At 71.8% G+C, this 16,121-nt stretch carries 15 protein-coding genes and 1 pseudogene; all 16 read right to left on the bottom strand.

Annotated elements, in window-relative coordinates:
- Positions 1-152: pseudogene (locus ACN6LD_RS34550) on the bottom strand (flavodoxin-dependent (E)-4-hydroxy-3-methylbut-2-enyl-diphosphate synthase); the annotation flags it as partial.
- A gap of 4 nt (positions 153-156) precedes the next feature.
- Positions 157-1,179 (bottom strand): adenosyl-hopene transferase HpnH, encoded by a 1,023-nt coding sequence (gene hpnH, locus ACN6LD_RS34545; RefSeq protein WP_445045225.1) that lies wholly within the window; start codon positions 1,177-1,179, stop codon positions 157-159.
- Between the two features lie 5 nt (positions 1,180-1,184).
- Entirely contained in the window at positions 1,185-1,826 is a 642-nt protein-coding gene (locus ACN6LD_RS34540; protein ID WP_319189624.1) for a phosphorylase family protein, read from the bottom strand.
- The gene (gene shc / locus ACN6LD_RS34535; RefSeq protein ID WP_319189622.1) at positions 1,826-3,850 is read right to left on the bottom strand and encodes a squalene--hopene cyclase; all 2,025 of its coding nucleotides are present in this window, start codon (positions 3,848-3,850) and stop codon (positions 1,826-1,828) included. Before shc ends, ACN6LD_RS34540 begins: the two co-directional genes overlap by 1 nt.
- 119 nt (positions 3,851-3,969) lie before the next feature.
- Positions 3,970-5,034 carry a polyprenyl synthetase family protein gene (locus ACN6LD_RS34530; RefSeq protein ID WP_445045226.1) on the bottom strand — a complete coding sequence of 355 codons (1,065 nt, stop codon included), beginning with the start codon at positions 5,032-5,034 and terminating at the stop codon, positions 3,970-3,972.
- Between the two features lie 74 nt (positions 5,035-5,108).
- Entirely contained in the window at positions 5,109-6,614 is a 1,506-nt protein-coding gene (gene hpnE / locus ACN6LD_RS34525) for a hydroxysqualene dehydroxylase HpnE (protein ID WP_415924863.1), read from the bottom strand.
- Positions 6,611-6,763: a DUF6380 family protein gene (locus ACN6LD_RS34520; RefSeq protein ID WP_415924862.1), complete on the bottom strand. Its 153-nt coding sequence runs from the start codon at positions 6,761-6,763 to the stop codon at positions 6,611-6,613. Before ACN6LD_RS34520 ends, hpnE begins: the two co-directional genes overlap by 4 nt.
- A complete protein-coding gene (gene hpnD / locus ACN6LD_RS34515) occupies positions 6,763-7,713 on the bottom strand; it encodes a presqualene diphosphate synthase HpnD (protein ID WP_319189620.1) in 951 nt (316 codons plus the stop codon). Before hpnD ends, ACN6LD_RS34520 begins: the two co-directional genes overlap by 1 nt.
- Positions 7,710-8,612, bottom strand: a complete 903-nt coding sequence (gene hpnC, locus ACN6LD_RS34510; RefSeq protein WP_319189618.1) for a squalene synthase HpnC — start codon at positions 8,610-8,612, stop codon at positions 7,710-7,712. The genes hpnD and hpnC overlap by 4 nt, the downstream gene beginning before the upstream one ends.
- Positions 8,613-8,969: 357 nt before the next feature.
- The gene (locus ACN6LD_RS34505) at positions 8,970-9,761 is read right to left on the bottom strand and encodes an ABC transporter ATP-binding protein (protein ID WP_319189616.1); all 792 of its coding nucleotides are present in this window, start codon (positions 9,759-9,761) and stop codon (positions 8,970-8,972) included.
- A complete protein-coding gene (locus ACN6LD_RS34500; protein ID WP_319189613.1) occupies positions 9,754-10,683 on the bottom strand; it encodes an ABC transporter permease in 930 nt (309 codons plus the stop codon). Before ACN6LD_RS34500 ends, ACN6LD_RS34505 begins: the two co-directional genes overlap by 8 nt.
- A gap of 96 nt (positions 10,684-10,779) precedes the next feature.
- Complete coding sequence (locus ACN6LD_RS34495) at positions 10,780-11,664, bottom strand: glycosyltransferase family 2 protein (protein ID WP_319189611.1); 885 nt, start codon at positions 11,662-11,664, stop codon at positions 10,780-10,782.
- Positions 11,661-12,440 (bottom strand): CDP-alcohol phosphatidyltransferase family protein, encoded by a 780-nt coding sequence (locus ACN6LD_RS34490; RefSeq protein ID WP_319189609.1) that lies wholly within the window; start codon positions 12,438-12,440, stop codon positions 11,661-11,663. Before ACN6LD_RS34490 ends, ACN6LD_RS34495 begins: the two co-directional genes overlap by 4 nt.
- On the bottom strand, positions 12,418-13,479 hold the full coding sequence (locus ACN6LD_RS34485) for an iron-containing alcohol dehydrogenase family protein (RefSeq protein ID WP_057582729.1): 1,062 nt from the start codon (positions 13,477-13,479) through the stop codon (positions 12,418-12,420). Before ACN6LD_RS34485 ends, ACN6LD_RS34490 begins: the two co-directional genes overlap by 23 nt.
- Positions 13,467-14,219 carry a phosphocholine cytidylyltransferase family protein gene (locus ACN6LD_RS34480; protein WP_445045224.1) on the bottom strand — a complete coding sequence of 251 codons (753 nt, stop codon included), beginning with the start codon at positions 14,217-14,219 and terminating at the stop codon, positions 13,467-13,469. The genes ACN6LD_RS34485 and ACN6LD_RS34480 overlap by 13 nt, the downstream gene beginning before the upstream one ends.
- The gene (locus ACN6LD_RS34475; RefSeq protein WP_445045223.1) at positions 14,216-16,018 is read right to left on the bottom strand and encodes a DUF5941 domain-containing protein; all 1,803 of its coding nucleotides are present in this window, start codon (positions 16,016-16,018) and stop codon (positions 14,216-14,218) included. The genes ACN6LD_RS34480 and ACN6LD_RS34475 overlap by 4 nt, the downstream gene beginning before the upstream one ends.
- Between the last annotated feature and the right edge of the window lie 103 nt (positions 16,019-16,121).

The following is a 16,121-nucleotide window of genomic DNA, read 5'->3' as shown; positions in this document are numbered from 1 at the left end:
ATGTCCGACGTACGCGTCGTCGTCATCGACTGCACCGACACCGGGGCGTCTCCGCCCACCGCCACTGAGCCGACCTGGATCTGCCGGCTCCTGCGGCGCGGCGCCACCGGCCGGACCGGCATCCCGGGGACGCCCAGGTCGACGGCGGTCATCGCCTCACTCCCGGTTTCCGTTGACGGTCTCGCGCATCGCGCGCAGGGACTCCTTCAGCGACCCCATGGTGGCGAGGACGGCGGTCGGCTCGTAGCCGCAGTGCGCCATGCAGTTGGCGCAGCGCGGGTCCTTGCCGCGGCCGTACTTGTCCCAGTCGGTCTCCTCGATGAGTTCGCGGTACGTGGGCACGTATCCGTCGCTCATCAGGTAGCAGGGGCGCTGCCAGCCGAACAGCGAGTAGTTCGGGATGGCCCACGCGGTGCACGGGAAGTCGACCTTGCCCTCGAGGAAGTCGAGGAACAGCGGCGAGTGGTTGAGCCGCCAGCGACGCCGGTTGCCGCCCGAGAATGCCTTCTTGAACAGTTCGCGGGTCTGCTCCACCCCCAGGAAGTGCTCCTGGTCGGGCGCCTTCTCGTAGGCGTAGGCGGGCGAGATCATCATCTCGTCGACCTTGAGGTCGTCGTTGAGGAAGTTGAGGACCTCGACGATGGTCTGCGGGGTGTCGGTGTTGAAGAAGGTCGAGTTGGTGGTCACCCGGAAGCCGCGCCGCTTGGCCTCCTTGATGGCGGCCACGGCCTCGTCGAAGACGCCCTCCTTCGCCACCGACTCGTCGTGCCGCTCGCGCAGGCCGTCGATGTGCACGGCGAAGGCGAAGTAGGGAGAGGGCGTGAACTTCTCCATCTTCTTGCGCAGCAGCATGGCGTTGGTGCAGAGGAAGACGTACTTCCTCTTCGCCACCAACTGGCGGACGATCTCGTCGATCTGAGGGTGCATCAGGGGCTCGCCGCCCGCGATGGACACCATCGGCGCACCGGACTCCAGCACGGCGCCGACGGCCTGGGCGACCGGCATGCGCTGTTTGAGCACTCCCGCCGGGTGCTGGATCTTGCCGCAGCCCTCGCACTTGAGGTTGCAGGCGAAGAGGGGTTCCAGCTCGACGATGAGCGGGAACTTGTCCCGCTTGCGGAGCTTCTGTTCAGCCAGGTATGTAGCGACCTTGATGGACTGGCGCAGCGGCATGGCCATGTGGCTCACCTCCGGGGGAGCAGAACATTACGGTGCCATTCGAAAAAAGCAGGCAGCACTGAACGAAGGACGCGGAAAGCCGATATTCCACCGCGCACCGTGCCGATCCGGACGAGTTCATGTTCCGGAGCGTCCACGACCACCCGTACGGCCGCAACCGGGCGCGGTTCGGCCCGCACGGCGCTCCAGAGCGTGGACGCCGACTCCATGTCGACCGCGATCGCGCCCGTCGCACGCAGGTCGGCCCGCTCGTGTCCGCGCACCACGTGGTCGGAGCCGGTGAGCGGGCCGGTGTGCACGGTGCGGCCCGGCAGGATGCGCACGAGCTCCTTGACCAGCAGGTCGGCGCCGACGCAGGGCACCCGGCCGCGCGGGTCCCGGGTCTCCTCGGCGACGACCAGGTCGCCGGGGTGCATGCCGGGGGCGAGACCGGCGCAGAAGCCGGTGGCCAGCACGACCGCCCCGCCGAGCACCGGGTCGGCCAGCACCCGGGTGACGGAGCGTTCCGCCGCCTTGGGGCCCATGCCCGTCCGCAGGACGGTGACCGGCCCGTCGGCCCCGCTGCGGTCGCCCAGGCGCAGGGCGAGGTGCTCGATGCCGAGCGCGCAGGCGATCAGCAGCGGGGCCGGGACGGGCTGTGCGTTCATCAGCTCCCCTCGGCCTCGGTGGACGCCGCGTGCGGGGCGGGCTTCTTGCCGAAGGGCTCTCCGTGCAGGTACCGGCCCAGCGCGGTCAGCGGGAAGACCTGCCGGTAGAGGTGGTAGTTGATCGAGAAGTCCCAGGGGAATCCGGTGCCGGTGAAGTACGGCTCGTCCCAGGAGCCGTCCTCCCGCTGAGTCGCCGCCAGCCAGGCGACACCGCGTTCGACGGCCTCGGAGCCCCGCTCCCCCGCCGCCAGCAGCGCCATCAGGGCCCAGGCCGTCTGCGAGGCGGTCGAGGCGCCCCGGCCGCTCCAGCGGGCGGGGTCCCGGTAGGAGCGCAGGTCCTCGCCCCAGCCGCCGTCGTCGTTCTGCACCCGTTCCAGCCAGGCCACCGCCCGGCGGATCGCGGGATGCCGTGGGGACAGCCCGGCCGCGGTGAGCGCGGGCACCACCGACCCGGTGCCGTAGATGTAGTTGACGCCCCAGCGCCCGAACCACGAACCCTCCGGCTCCTGTTCGGCCAGCAGCCAGGTGATGCCGCGCCGGGTGCGCGGGTCGTGCGAGAGCCCCTCGACGGCCAGCATCTCGACCACGTGGGCGGTGACGTCGGCGGACGGCGGGTCGATGACCTCGCCGAAGTCGCAGAACGGCAGCCGGTCGGGGAACGGGCTGGTGTTGTCGACGTCGAAGGCGCCCCACGCGCCGTTCTTCGACTGCATCCCGAGGTTCCAGCGCACACCCCGGGCGATGGCCCGGTCCATCCGCTCCGGGTCGTGGTGCGCGACCCGGCGCAGGGCGAGCACCACTTCCGCGGTGTCGTCGATGTCCGGGTAGTTGTCGTTGTGGAACTCGAACGCCCATCCTCCGGGCGGCAGTTGAGGCCGTCGCACCGACCAGTCGCCAGGGCGTACGACCTGCTCGCCGAGCATCCAGTCGGCGGCCTTGACCAGTTGCGGATGGTCGGCGGGCACTCCCGCGTCGGCCAGCGCGATCGTCGCCAGGCAGGTGTCCCACACCGGCGACTGGCAGGCCTCGATCATCCGGGCGCCGTCCTCGCGCCACACCGCGTACCGGTCGAGCGACTGCAGCCCGGCCCGCATCACGGGATGCCCGAAGTCGTAACCGAGCAGGTGCAGGGCGATGACCGAGTACACGGCGGGCGGCTGGATCCCGCCCCAGCAACCGTCGTTCTCCTGGCGCTCGACGATCCACCGGGCGGCGGAGTTCAAAGCCGCCTTGCGCAGCCTGCGCACCGCGACCGTCCGGTACCCGCGCACCACCTTGTCGAGCCGCTGGAAGAGACCGTCCCAACTATTGACGGGGGCAAGGGGTCTGGGCGGACAGGGGTCGGCGGGATCGGTGTGCAGCTCGTCGAGCGGGAAGGGCGCCGGGCGCACCGGGCGCTTCGCCGAGACGACGGTGAGCGGCACGATCGTCTGGCGGGCCCAGCAGCCGAAGTTGTAGATGCTCAGCGGAAACCATTTGGGGAAGAACAAGAGCTCGGGCGGCAGTTCGGGCAGGTCCTCCCACTTCCACCAGCCGAACAGGGCCAGCCAGATCCGGGTGAAGACGCGGGCGGCCGCGATGCCCCCCTGGCCGCGGATCCAGGCGGCGGCCCGGGCCATGTGGGGCGCGTCGGGTTCGTCGCCGGCCAGCCGCAGGGCGACGTACGCCTCGACGGTCGCGGAGAGGTCGGGCGGCCCGCCGTAGAAGGTGGCCCAGGTGCCGTCCTCGCGCTGCTCGCCGCGGACGAAGAGCGCGGTGGCCCGGGTGGTGGCCTCGTCGCGGATGCCCAGGAACTGGCGGAGCAGCAGATCCTCGGCGTCCATCGTGACGTTCGTCTCGAGGTCGCCCTTCCACCAGCCCTCGGCGTCCTGCCGGGCGAGCAGGAAGTCGGTGGCGCGTTGCGTGGCGCGTGCGGCGGCTTCTTGTACCCCGGCCGCCACGGGGATGGTGAGGGCTGTTTCGCTGGCCGCGGCAGCGCGGGGCGGCAGAGCCGCCCCGGTGCTTCCGTCGGTCGTCGCTGTCATGGCTTCCCCTTCGTGCAGTGTGCATGTCGTTGCGTCTGCTGTGGGTCCGCCGTCGGCCGGTGCTCTCTCTCCTCGCACACCGGCCGGCGACTACGCGAGGGCTATTCGACCGATAGTGATCATCTCTTTCGTACGACGACGAAGTCGGCGAGCGCCGTGAACCGCTCCCGCACCGGCTCGGGCATGTCCACGGCGTTCAGGGCCTCGATGGCGACCGCGTGCTGCCGGCGTGCCTCCCCGGCGGTCCACTCACGGCCGCCCGCCTCCTCGATCAGGGCGGCCCGGGCTGCGAACTCCTCCTCGGAGAAGTTGTCGAAGTCGCTGCTCTTGGCGTCCGCGGCGAGGATCTCGCCGAGCCGCTCGGAGGCGGGGCCGCCCGCGGCGAGGGCGGCCACCACGGGCAGCGACTTCTTGCGCTGGCGCAGATCGCTCCAGGTCTGCTTGCCGGTGGCCTCCGGGTCGCCCCAGATGCCGAGGAGGTCGTCGACGGCCTGGAAGGCGAGGCCGAGGTGGTGGCCGTACTTCTCCAGGGTGTCCGCGGTGCGCTCGTCGGCGCCGCCGAGCACCGCGCCGATCGAGCTGGCGCAGGCCAGCAGGGCGCCGGTCTTGTTGCCCTCCATCTCCAGGCACTCCTCGACGCTGACGCGGTCGCGGTGCTCGTAGGAGATGTCCTGGGCCTGGCCGTCGATGAGGGCGCGCGTGGCGGTGGTCAGCCGGCGCGTGGCACGGCCGGCCTCGACGGTGCCGAGCTCCAGCAGGATCTCGTTGGCGAGGGCGAACAGGGCGTCGCCGACCAGGATGGCCTGGGCGGGGCCGTGCACCTTCCAGACGGTGTCGCGGTGCCGGCGCTGTTCGTCGCCGTCCATCAGGTCGTCGTGCAGGAGCGAGAAGTTGTGGACCAGCTCCACGGCGACGGCGCCGGGGACGCCTGTCTCGGGAGCGGCCCCGGCGACCTCCGCGGACAGCACGGCGAGCGCGGGACGCACCGCCTTGCCGCCGTCTCCGTCGGTCGGGTTGCCCTGGGCGTCGATCCAGCCGAAGTGGTAGGCGGCGACCGTGTCCATGGGCGGCGCCAGACGGTCGACGGCCGCCCGCAGCACCGGTGTGGCCAGGGTGCGGCCGCGTTCCAGGAGCGCGGTCACGTCCACCGCGGTCCGCCGGGCGGCCGACGTGGCCAGGGGCACAGTGGGCACAGATTCTCCTCTTGTCGCGGTACCGGAGGGGGTGCGGGGGTGTGCCGAGCCGTGCTGATCGAACGTCACCGGGTTCCACCTCGCAGGGGTACGCCGGTTCCCTCCGGCACTGGGCCGAAGGTGTCGGGGTCGCCCCCCGGGACGATGCAGTGGGCCGCCTCCTCGAACGCGAAGAGGCGACGGGGTCGGGGCCGGCCCAGGGCGCCGAGCGCGGCGTCCGCCGCGCTCACGCCGCTGCGGACCGCACCCTCCATGGTCGCGGGCCACCCTGTGGCGGTCCACGCTCCGGCCAGGTACAGGCCGGGGGCTTCGGTGCGGGCGCCGGGGCGGAGCCGTCCGACGCCGGGGGCGGGGGCGAACGTGGCGGTCCGCTCCCTGGTCACGAAGAAGTCCTTCACCTCGGCGCGGCGCGCGCCCGGCAGCAGCCGTCGCAGCTCGGGCAGATAGCGCTCGCGCAGGGCGGCGACGGGCTCGTCGATCTCGTCCTGTGCGGCGGACTGGGAGAGGGCGAGGTACTGGCCCTCGCGCAGCCCGGAGGCGTGGGTGCGGTCGAACACCCACTGCACGGAGGTGCCGAGGGCAGCGAAGAAGGGCGTGTCGAGCACCTTGCGGTCGTAGACGACGTGCACGTTGAGGATGGGCGCGGTGCCGATCTCGAGCAGTCGCCCGGCGTCGTGGAGCGCTCCGGCGGGCAGCAGGTCGTACGCCTCGCGCTGGGGCACGGCGAGCACGACGGCGTCCGCGCGGAGCGTCCCGCCGGGAATCTGCACGCGCCAGGCGCCGTCGTCGTCGGGAGCGAGCGAGGTGACGCGGGTACGGACCTCGGTGCGCACGCCCGCGGAGTCGAGCGCCCTGCGGGCCAGCCGGTCGTGCAGCTCGCCCAGCGGGACATGCGCCCAGCCGATGTCGGCCGCGCCCGGGTCGGACAGCAGGCCGGTCTTGAACACCATCGCGGCGAGCCCCAGCGAGCAGTCGCCCGCGACCGCGTTGAGGGTGGCGACCCCGACCAGGTCCCACAGGGCCTCGACGGCGCGCGCCGACTGTCCGTGCGCGGTCAGCCAGCTGCCGAAGTCCTGCGCGTCCAGGGCCGGATCGGCGAGGTCGAGCCCCTTCAGCGCGAGCGCCGCGCGGCCCACCCTGGCACGTTCGGCGAGCGAGAGGTGCGGATACGCGGCGAGGCTGCGCCCCAGGTGCAGGGGCACCGGCAGCGCGTCGCGGCGCAGTCTGCCGAGCCGCCGTCCCTCGGGCTTGTCGACGTCGACGACGGGCACATCGAGACGATTCTGCAGCGGCGCCAGCGCGCCGGCGTCGATGCGGTCGAGGAACCACCGGTAGGCGGTGCAGCAGCGCAGGTAGACGTGCTGTCCGTTGTCGACGGTCAGCTCGCCGCGCCGGAAGGAGAAGGCGAGGCCGCCGAGCCGGGGCCGCCCCTCGAGCAGGGTGACGCGCACGCCCGCGTCGGCGAGCGCGAGCGCGGCGGTGACTCCGGCCAGCCCGCCCCCGACGACGACGGCGGTGCGCCCCGGAGGTTCGGGCGCCTGCGCGGCGTCCGCCAGCTGCTCGTCGTTCATCGTGCACCCTCCCGTGCAGGCCGGCCATGGTGCTTGAATGCTGCACCGCAGGCCGTCGCAGTCAGGGACGCCGCGCCGCACCGGAGGGTTGCGCACCGCTTTTCCCCGGTGGCGTCACCGTGGCCCACGTCGTCGCCCGGCACGTCCATCAGGCGTGCCTCCTGACGCTCCGTCGCGACACGTGCCGGGCGTCCAGGCCCGACAGGCCGCGCACCGCGACATAGGCCTTCTCCCGCCCGGGCAGCGAGACGCGGCCGCGCAGCACGGCCTCGGGGTCGCGCTCGATGCGGTCGAGGAGGCGGCGGTAGATGCCGGCCATGGCGGCGACGCAGGCGCCGCTGCGCCGGTCGAGCATCGGCAGCAGCCGGTAGCCCTCGGCGAACAGGGCGCGGGCGCGCCGCACCTCGAAGTGGACGAGACCCGCGAAGTCGGAGCCCTCCGGCGGCTTCGGCCCGTCGAACCCGGCCGAGCAGCCGAACTTGGCGAGGTCGTCGGCGGGCAGATAGGTCCGGCCGCCCGCCGCGTCCTCGCGGACGTCTCTGAGGATGTTCGTGAGCTGGAGTGCGAGCCCGAGCGTGTCGGCGTACTCCGGCGCGCGCTCGGCTCCGCGCGCCCCCGGCTGGGTGCCGAACACGCCCAGCGAGAGCCGCCCGATGGCGCCCGCCACACAGCGGCAGTACACCTTCAGGTCGTCCCAGGTCTCGTACGTCTCGCCGCGCACGTCCATCAGCACGCCGTCGATCAGTTCGTCCAGGCCGCCCAGCGGGATCGGGAAGGCCCGGGCCGCGTGCGCGAGGGCGACCGCGACGGGGTCGGTGTCGTCCTCCTCGATCCCGCCCGCGCGGATACGGGTGAGCAGCGCCCGGGTGTCCTCGAGCCGGGCGCTCTTGACGTCGCCGTCCAGCGCGCCGTCGCCGATGTCGTCGACGCGGCGCGAGAAGGCGTAGAGCGCCGACATCGCGCGGCGTTCGGGCGTGGGCAGCAGCCGGATCCCGTACGCGAAGTTGCGGGCCTGCTGTCCGGTGACGGTCTCGCAGTAGCTGTAGGCGGCGAGTACCGGTGCGGACGCGTGCACGGACGACTCCACGGTCCGGATCACCCCTCTCCTCGCAGGGTCACGCCCACCTCGCGCAGCAACTGGAGCTTGCCGGGCTTGGGCGGGCCGGGAAGTACGTCGTATTCGGCGGCGGCGATCGCTCGGATCGCCGCCCTTCCTCCCGCCACGAACCCCGCGAGCAGCAGTCTCAGCCTGCCGTGGACGCTACCCACCAAGGGGGCGCCTTCATTCAGCAGATCGCCGGCGCGTTGCGCCTCGTACGCGACCAGTGCGCGCACCGACGCGCCCGCGGTCGCCGCGGCGAGATCGGCTTCCTGGACGTGGAAGCGCTTCATGTCCGCGGCGGGCAGGTAGACACGGTCGCGGCCGAGGTCCTCGGCCACGTCCTGCAGGTGTTCGACGATCTGCAGTGCGGTGCAGATGGAGTCGGAGAGGCGGATCCGCTCGGGGCTCGAGGCGCCGGTGACGGCGAGGACCAGGCGGCCCACGGGATTGGCGGACAGCTCGCAGTAGGCGAGGAGGTCGTCGTAGGTCTCGTAGCGGGTGACGAGCTGGTCCTGCCGGTTGGCGGCGATCAGGCCGAGGAAGGGCTCCGGACCGAGCGCGCGGCGACGGACGGCCGGCTGGAGGCGGCGCAGCAGGGGATGCCGGGGCGTGCCGTCGAAGACCCGGCGCAGATCGGCCTCGAACGCGTCCAGCAGGACCATGCGGTCCTCGGCCTCGGCGGCCGGCACGCCGAGCAGCCGGGCGTCGGCGCCTCCCTGCGCGAGGTCTCCGTCGCCGATGTCGTCGACGAGACGGGCGAAGCCGTACACCGCCATGAGGTCCTCGCGCCAGGCCCGGGGCAGGAAGAAGGGGGCCACGGGGAAGTTCTCGTGCGCGGCCTTGTCCAGCGTGCCGTCCACCGGGTCGCCGACGTCTGGCGCGGCGGACGCCGTCATCCCCGGCCGCCCGCTGCGGAAACGGCGCGGCCTGCGCTGAGCTGGGGAGTTTCCGTAGCCAATGCCGTCACATCTCCCGTTCTACACTGCCGACCCAATACACACTATTTCGGACACGCCGCCCGCACGTCGGCGCGGGCTTCGGCCATGGGCGCTGAGCGTTATCGCCCCACTTGACGCGTTTCGGGACCGGTCCAGCTTACGTTGTACAACGCCGCAAGGTGCGCAGGGGGTGTTCTGCACATCACAACAACACACCGATTGGCGTCAAGATTCCTTGCGCGAGCGGGAGTTGACGCTTCCTTTGCAGACGCGGGGCCCCGCCGGACAGTTCCGGCGGGGCCCCGGCGGAACGGCCTACTTGCCCGAGAACTTCTCGTACTCCCGCAGGACCTCTTCGGTCGGCCCGTCCAGGCGCAGTTCACCGCGTTCCAGCCAGAGCACCCGGTCGCAGGTGTCCCTGATCGACTGGTTGCTGTGGCTGACCAGGAACACCGTGCCGGCCTGCTCCCGCAGCTCCCGCACCCGCGCCTCGGAGCGCCTGCGGAACTTGGCGTCACCGGTGGCGAGGGCCTCGTCGATCATCAGGACGTCGTGGTCCTTGGCCGCGGCGATGGAGAACCGCAGCCGGGCCTGCATGCCGGAGGAGTAGGTGCGCATCGGCAGGCTGATGAAGTCGCCCTTCTCGTTGATGCCCGAGAAGTCGACGATCCCCTGGTAGCGGTCCCTGATCTCCTCACGGGACATGCCCATGGCCAGACCGCCCAGGGTGACGTTGCGTTCACCGGTGAGGTCGTTCATCATCGCGGCGTTGACGCCGAGCAGCGAGGGCTGTCCGTCGGTGTAGACCTTGCCGCTCTCCGGCGGCAGCAGCCCGGCGATGGCGCGCAGCAGCGTGGACTTGCCCGAGCCGTTGGAGCCGATCAGGCCGATGGCCTCGCCCCGGTGGGCGACGAAGGAGACGCCGCGCACCGCGTGCACCTTGCGCACGCCGCGTTCCTCACCGCGTTTGACGATACGGCTGAGGGCGGCGGTGGCGCTGCCCTTCCCGCTCTTGGCGCCGTTGACGCGGTAGACGATGTGGACCTCGTCGGCGATGACCGTCGGGACCCTGCGTCCCGCCTGCTCTCCCGGAAGCGGATCAACCACGGCCGTACCTCTCCTCCGCCTTCCAGAAGTACACGAAGCCGCCGACGGCCATGAGGACCGCCCAGCCGCCCGCGACCGCCCACACGTGGTCGGGCAGGTTCTCCGCGCCGTACTCCTCGATGAGCGCGAAGCGCATGAGGTCCATGTAGATGGCGGCGGGGTTCCACTGGAGCACGTTCGCCACCCACTGCGGCTTGTCCGCGAGGAAGACGGGGATGGAGAACATCACGCCGGAGGCGTACATCCACGTCCGCATCACGAACGGCATCAGCTGCGCCAGGTCGGGGGTCTTGGCGCCGGCCCGCGCGAACACCAGCGCCAGACCGGTGTTGAAGCAGAACTGCAGGACCAGCACCGGGACGATCAGCGCCCAGGACAGGTCCGGGTAGCTGCCCATGCCGATCACCACGGCGAACAGCACCAGCATCGAGTACAGCAGTTGCTGGAGCTGCTGCAGCGCGAAGGAGATCGGCAGCGAGGCGCGCGGGAAGTGCAGCGCGCGCACCAGGCCGAGGTTGCCGGAGATCGCCCGGACGCCGCTCATCACCGAGGTCTGCGTGAAGGTGAACACGAAGACGCCCGTGACCAGGAACGGGATGTACACGTCCTTGGGCATCCCGCGGCTGGCGTTCAGGAGGAGGCCGAAGATCATGAAGTACACGGCCGCGTTCAGCAAGGGCGTGGCCACCTGCCACAGTTGGCCCAGCTTGGCCTGGCTGTACTGCGCGGCCAGCTTCGCCCGGGAGAACGCCAGGATGAAGTGACGGCGCCCCCACAGCTGGCGCACGTACTCCCGCAGCGGGGGCCGGGCGCCGCTCACGGCCAGCCCGTACCTGGCTGCCAGCTGCGCCGCCGTGAGGCCCTCGTCGGGCGACGGAAGCGCGCTCACGGCGACTCCGACGTCATGCGTTGTCTCACTCACAGGTAGGAAACCTTCGTCTTCGGGATGCGCGGCCTTGAGGGGGCCCGCATGAGCCGGGGGCCGCGGTACGTCCCGGGGCCCTCAGGGACGAGCTTGTCAGATCACCGGAGGCCGGCCCAGTCGGGTCAGCCGCCACACCGTACGCCACTTCATGGGCCTGCGCGGCCCGCAGGGAGTGCTCCAGCCCTCCCGGAAACCGCCGAACCACGCCTTCAGGGCCGGCCGCGAGGGGCGGCGGACCAGCGTGAGCAGCATCCAGACCCCGAGGTAGACCGGGACCAGTGGGGCGGGAAGGTTCCTGCGTGCCAGCCACACCCGGTTGCGGGCCACCATGCGGTGGTACACCGCGTGCCGCGAGGGCGCGGTCGTCGGGTGGTACAGCACCATGTCCGACCGGTAGTCGATCATCCAGCCCGCGTCGAGCGCCCGCCACGCCAGGTCGGTCTCCTCATGGGCGTAGAAGAACTCGCCGGGGAGACCGCCGACCTGCGCGAGCACCTTCGTGCGGACGGCGTTCGCGCCGCCGAGGAAGGTGGTGACCCGGGACGAGCGCATCGGGTCGGAGGCACGCAGCCGGGGCACGTGGCGGCGCTGGGTGACGCCGGTGTCCGGGTCGGCGATCCGGAAGCTGATGATGCCCAGTTCCGGATCGGCGTCGAAGGCCCGGCGGCACAGCTCGGCCGTGTCCGTGTGGGCCAGCAGGCCGTCGTCGTCCAGGAACAGCAGGACGTCGACGTCGCGGCCGCCGGGCCCGAAGGCCTCGATGCCGACGTTGCGGCCGCCGGGGATGCCGAGGTTCTCGGGCAGCTCGACCGTCCGGACGCCCTCGGGGACGTCCGGGACGGGCGCGCCGTTGCCGACCACGACCACCTCCACCCGGTCGCCGTCCTGCTTGGCGACCGAGTCGAGCAGGGCCCGCAGCTCGTCGGGGCGGTTGCCCATGGTGATGACGACCGCGCCGACCTTCGTCGCCGCGCTCACTTGAGCCTGCTCGAGGCGAGGATGGACACCAGGTGCAGCAGCGTCTGCAGGAGCGCGATGCCGGCCAGCACGGCCACGCCGAGCCGGGAGAAGAACAGGTCGCCGCGCATCTGGTCGGCGACGGCCAGGACCAGGATGAGCAGGGACGCCTCGATGCCGAGGATCAGCCGGTGGAACTGGAGCGCCGAGGCGGCCCGGCGGGCCAGCGCCATGCCGGAGGAACGCGGCTCGGACGCCGCCTCCTTGACCGGCGGCATCCCGCCCTGATGACGGGCGACGCCGACGAGGTCGGTCTCCGCCTTGATCAGGATCGCGCCGAGCGCGGCCAGCGTGCCGAGGAAGGCCCACAGCCAGTCGATGCGCCCGCTGCCCCACAGATCGGCGGCGCGCAGACCGAAGCCGACGAGCACCGCCGCGTCGGTCAGGTAGGCGCCGACGCGGTCCAGGTAGACCCCGGCCAGCGAGTACTGCTTCTTCCAGCGCGCGATCTCGCCGTCCACGCAGTCCAGCAGCAGGTACATCTGGACGCAGACCACGCCGAGCACGGCGCCCGTGATCCCCGGCACCAGCAGGGCCGGGGCCGCGAGCACCCCGAAGACGGTCATCAGATACGTGAGCTGGTTGGGCGTGACCCTGGTGTTCACCAGGTAGCGGTCCACCCGCAGGGACACCTCACGCATGTAGAGGCGTCCCATCCAGTGCTCACCGCTGCGCCGGTCCTTCACCCCCGGGGGGTGGACGACCGGTCTGAGTTCAGCTACCGATGGCCTTGACATATTCGGTGTAGACGTCCTTGATCTGGTCGGGCTTGAGGTCGAGGTGTTCGAGGATCGTGTAGCGGCCGGGCCGGGTCTCGGGAGCGAACCCCACGGCGCGGACGAACTCGTCCACCGTGAAGCCGATGTCCTGCGGCAGGACGGGCAGTCCGTGCCGCCGCAGCACCTGGGCCATGTAGGCCGACTCCTCGTGGGCTCCGCGCAGGTACATCGCGAAGGCCGCGCCGAGTCCGCACTGCTCCCCGTGGGCCGCGGCCCGCCGGGGGAAGAGCAGGTCGAAGGCGTGGTTGATCTCGTGGCACGCGCCGGAGGAGGGGCGGGAGTCGCCCGACACCGACATCGCGATGCCGCTGAGCACCAGCGCCTCGGCCAGCACCTGGAGGAAGCCGGTGTCGCCGATGCCGCCCGGGTGCCGCAGCACGGCCTCGCCGGCCTGCCGGGCGATCGCGGCCGCGAGACCGTCGATCTTCTCGCCCTTGACCTGGTGGGCGAGCTCCCAGTCGGCGATCGCCGAGATGTTGGACACCGCGTCGCCGATGCCGGCGCGCACGAACCGCACCGGCGCCTCGCGGATGACGTCCAGGTCGATGACGACCGCGATCGGGTTCGGCACGCCGTAGGAGCCGCGCCCCGCGTCGTTGTCGAGCGTGGCGACCGGCGAGCACAGGCCGTCGTGCGCGAGGTTCGTCGGCACGGCGACCAGCGGCAGGCCCACCCGCGCCGCGGCGAACTTGGCGCAGTCGATGATCTTGCCGCCGCCCAGGCCCACGACGGCGTCGTAGTGGCCGGCCTTTATGTCGCCGGCCAGCTGGACGGCGTCGTCGAGGGTGCCGCCGCCCACCTCGTACCAGGTGGCTCCGGGCAGGGCCGGGGTGAGGCGCTCGCGCAGCCGGGCGCCCGAGCCGCCGCTGACGGCGATCGCGAGCTTGCCCGAGTGCGAGATGCGCTCGTCGGCGAGGACCCCGACCAGGTCGTCGAGGGCGCCCGGGCGGATGTCCACGACCACCGGTGAGGGGATCAGCCGGGTCAGTACTGGCACGCGATCTCCCGTCCACGGGCGAGATCGGCGTGGTTGTCGATCTCCACCCACTTGACGTCGCCGATCGGCGCCACGTCGATACGGAAGCCGCGGTTCACCAGTTCCTGGTACCCGTGCTCGTAGAACTGCTGCGGGTCGGTCTCCCACACGGTCTTCAGGGCGTCGGCCAGTTCGGGCGCCGCGTCGCCCTCGATGAGGGTGACGCCGATGTACTCGCCTGTCGCCTCGGCCGGGTCCATCAGCTTGGTGATCTTCGTCATGCCCTTCTCGGGGTCGACGACGACCTTCATCTCCTCGTCCGCGAGGGACTTCACGGTGTCCAGCGCGAGGATGATCTTCTTGCCCTCGCCGCGGGCGGCCAGCAGCGTCCGCTCGACGGAGACCGGGTGCACGGTGTCGCCGTTGGCGAGGATCACGCCGTCCTTGAGGGCGTCACGACCGCACCACAGGGAGTACGCGTTGTTCCACTCCTCGGCCTTGTCGTTGTCGATGAGGGTGAGCTTGAGGCCGTACTTCGCCTCCAGCGCCGCCTTGCGCGCGTACACGGCCTCCTTGCGGTAGCCGACGATGACCGCGACCTCGGTCAGTCCGATCTCGGCGAAGTTGCCGAGCGTCAGGTCGAGGACCGTGGGCTCGCCTTCTATGCCCGCGGGCCCCACCGGCACCAGCGCCTTGGGCAGGCTGTCGGTGTAGGGGCGCAGACGCCGTCCGGCGCCGGCCGCCAGCACGAGGCCGATCATGCGGGTTCTCCTTCATCGTGTACGGCGGGAGCGCCGCCCTTGTGGGCGGCCACCCAGAAGCGGATGCTCTCGAGGAGCACCAGCACGGCGACGGCCGCGGCGAGGACCGTGAGCGCGACCGTGAACTGCGAAGCGGTGAGCAGCGTGGCCAGCACGGCCACGAGCAGCGTCCGCCCCTCCTGCCCCCCGACGGTGCGCACCAGCCAGGCCGGCGGCGCTCCGGCGTCGCCGCGGATGCGGTACACCGTGTCGTAGTGATGGTAGGCGACGGCGGCGACCAGCCCGAAAGCCGCAGGAAGCGCTCCGTCCACGTCGGCCCGGGCCGCGAGGATCAGGACCGTGCCGTACTCGGCGGCGCGGAACAGCGGGGGGATCAGCCAGTCGAGGGCGCCCTTCAGGGGATGGGTGACGGCCTCGGCGGACGCCAGCGCGTACGCGCCGGCCATCAGCACGACCCACCAGCTCGGGCCCCACATCCAGGCCCCGAGAGTGACCAGGACGGCGCCGACGGCGGCGCTGAGGGGCGCCGTGCGCCGGGGCTTGCCGGGAAGGAAGCGGACCAGCGCCTCGGTCAGCGGCCCGCTGTCCGCGAGGTCCGCCAGCGCCTGCGCCGCCCGGTCCGTCCGCCTGGCCTTGCGGGTCAGCGAGCGCAGGACGCGGCCCGCGGTCGTGTACGTCGCCGCGAAGGCGCAGCCGATCAGCAGCGCGTAGAAGGTGATGCGGGGGGTGGTGGCCGCGGTCAGCACGGCGATCATGGCCCATCGTTCGCCGATGGGCAGAACTATCATCCGCCGCACCCAGACCGTCCAGCCGACGCTGTCGAGCTTGTCGGAGAGGGCGGCGGTGGGGCTGGTGTTGGCGGTGGCGTCGTGGTTGGCCTCGTTGAAGGAGAAGTCCACGACGTGCCGGCAGGTCTGCAGGACCATGGCTCCCAGCGCGAGCGCCCACACGTCGTCGCCGCCGCGGGCCGCTCCCAGGGCGAGGCCCGCGTAGTAGGCGTACTCCTTGGCCCGGTCGAAGGTGGCGTCGAGCCAGGCGCCCAGGGTGGAGTACTGCAGGGAGTAGCGTGCGAGCTGGCCGTCGGTGCAGTCCAGGACGAACGAGGCGATCAGCAGGACGCCGGCCGCGACGAACCCGCCGCGGGTGCCGGTGGCCGCGCAGCCCGCCGCGATCAGCGCGGTGATCAGCGAGGCGGTCGTGACCTGGTTCGGGGTGAGGCCGCGGCGGGCGCACCAGCGGGCGATGTAGCGGGAGTACGGGCTGATGAAGTACGTGGTGAAGAAGCCGTCGCGGGCCTTGACGGCCGACTTCAGGCGCACCGCCTCGTCGTCCAGGGCGGCCACCGCCTGCCGTGCCTCGTTGCGGGTCTGCGGGTCGACGGGGACCTGCGCGACCAGGCTGCCCAGCTCGGGGCGGTGCACCCCGGCGCCGTCGGCGTCGAGGGCGGCGACCACACGGTCGGCGAGGCTCTCGACGGCCAGCAGGGTGCCGCCGCTCGCGGAGTTCTCGCGGGCCATCGCGCGGGTCAGGGCCTGCCGGCCGGCCGGCTGCGCGGTCAGCGCGCCCGGGATCGCGGCGAGCGGGAAGCGGGGGTCGGTGAGCCCGAGGCGCAGCGCGTGCTCGTGGCCGACGAAACGGGCGTCCACGACGGCGACGCGCTGGTCGCCGGGGACGGCGGCGAGGAGCGTTTCGGCGTCACCGGCGTCGGAGGCGGTCAGGACGTCGAAGCCGAGGGACCGCAGGTCGCCCTCGATCGACGATCCGGGGACCGGCGAGCCGGTGAGGATGGCGGTCGACAACCGAACTCACTCCCTGGGTCCGGCGCGGTTCACGCCGGTCATGAACGATGGGGGGCGCCCCTTGGCTGCACCGGCGACCTCACCGGCGCCGCACCAGGCGGGC

It is taken from the genome of Streptomyces sp. SAS_272, assembly GCF_052543235.1.
The sequence above is the reverse complement of the archived record's forward strand: the minus strand, read 5'-3'. Positions and strand labels throughout refer to the sequence as shown.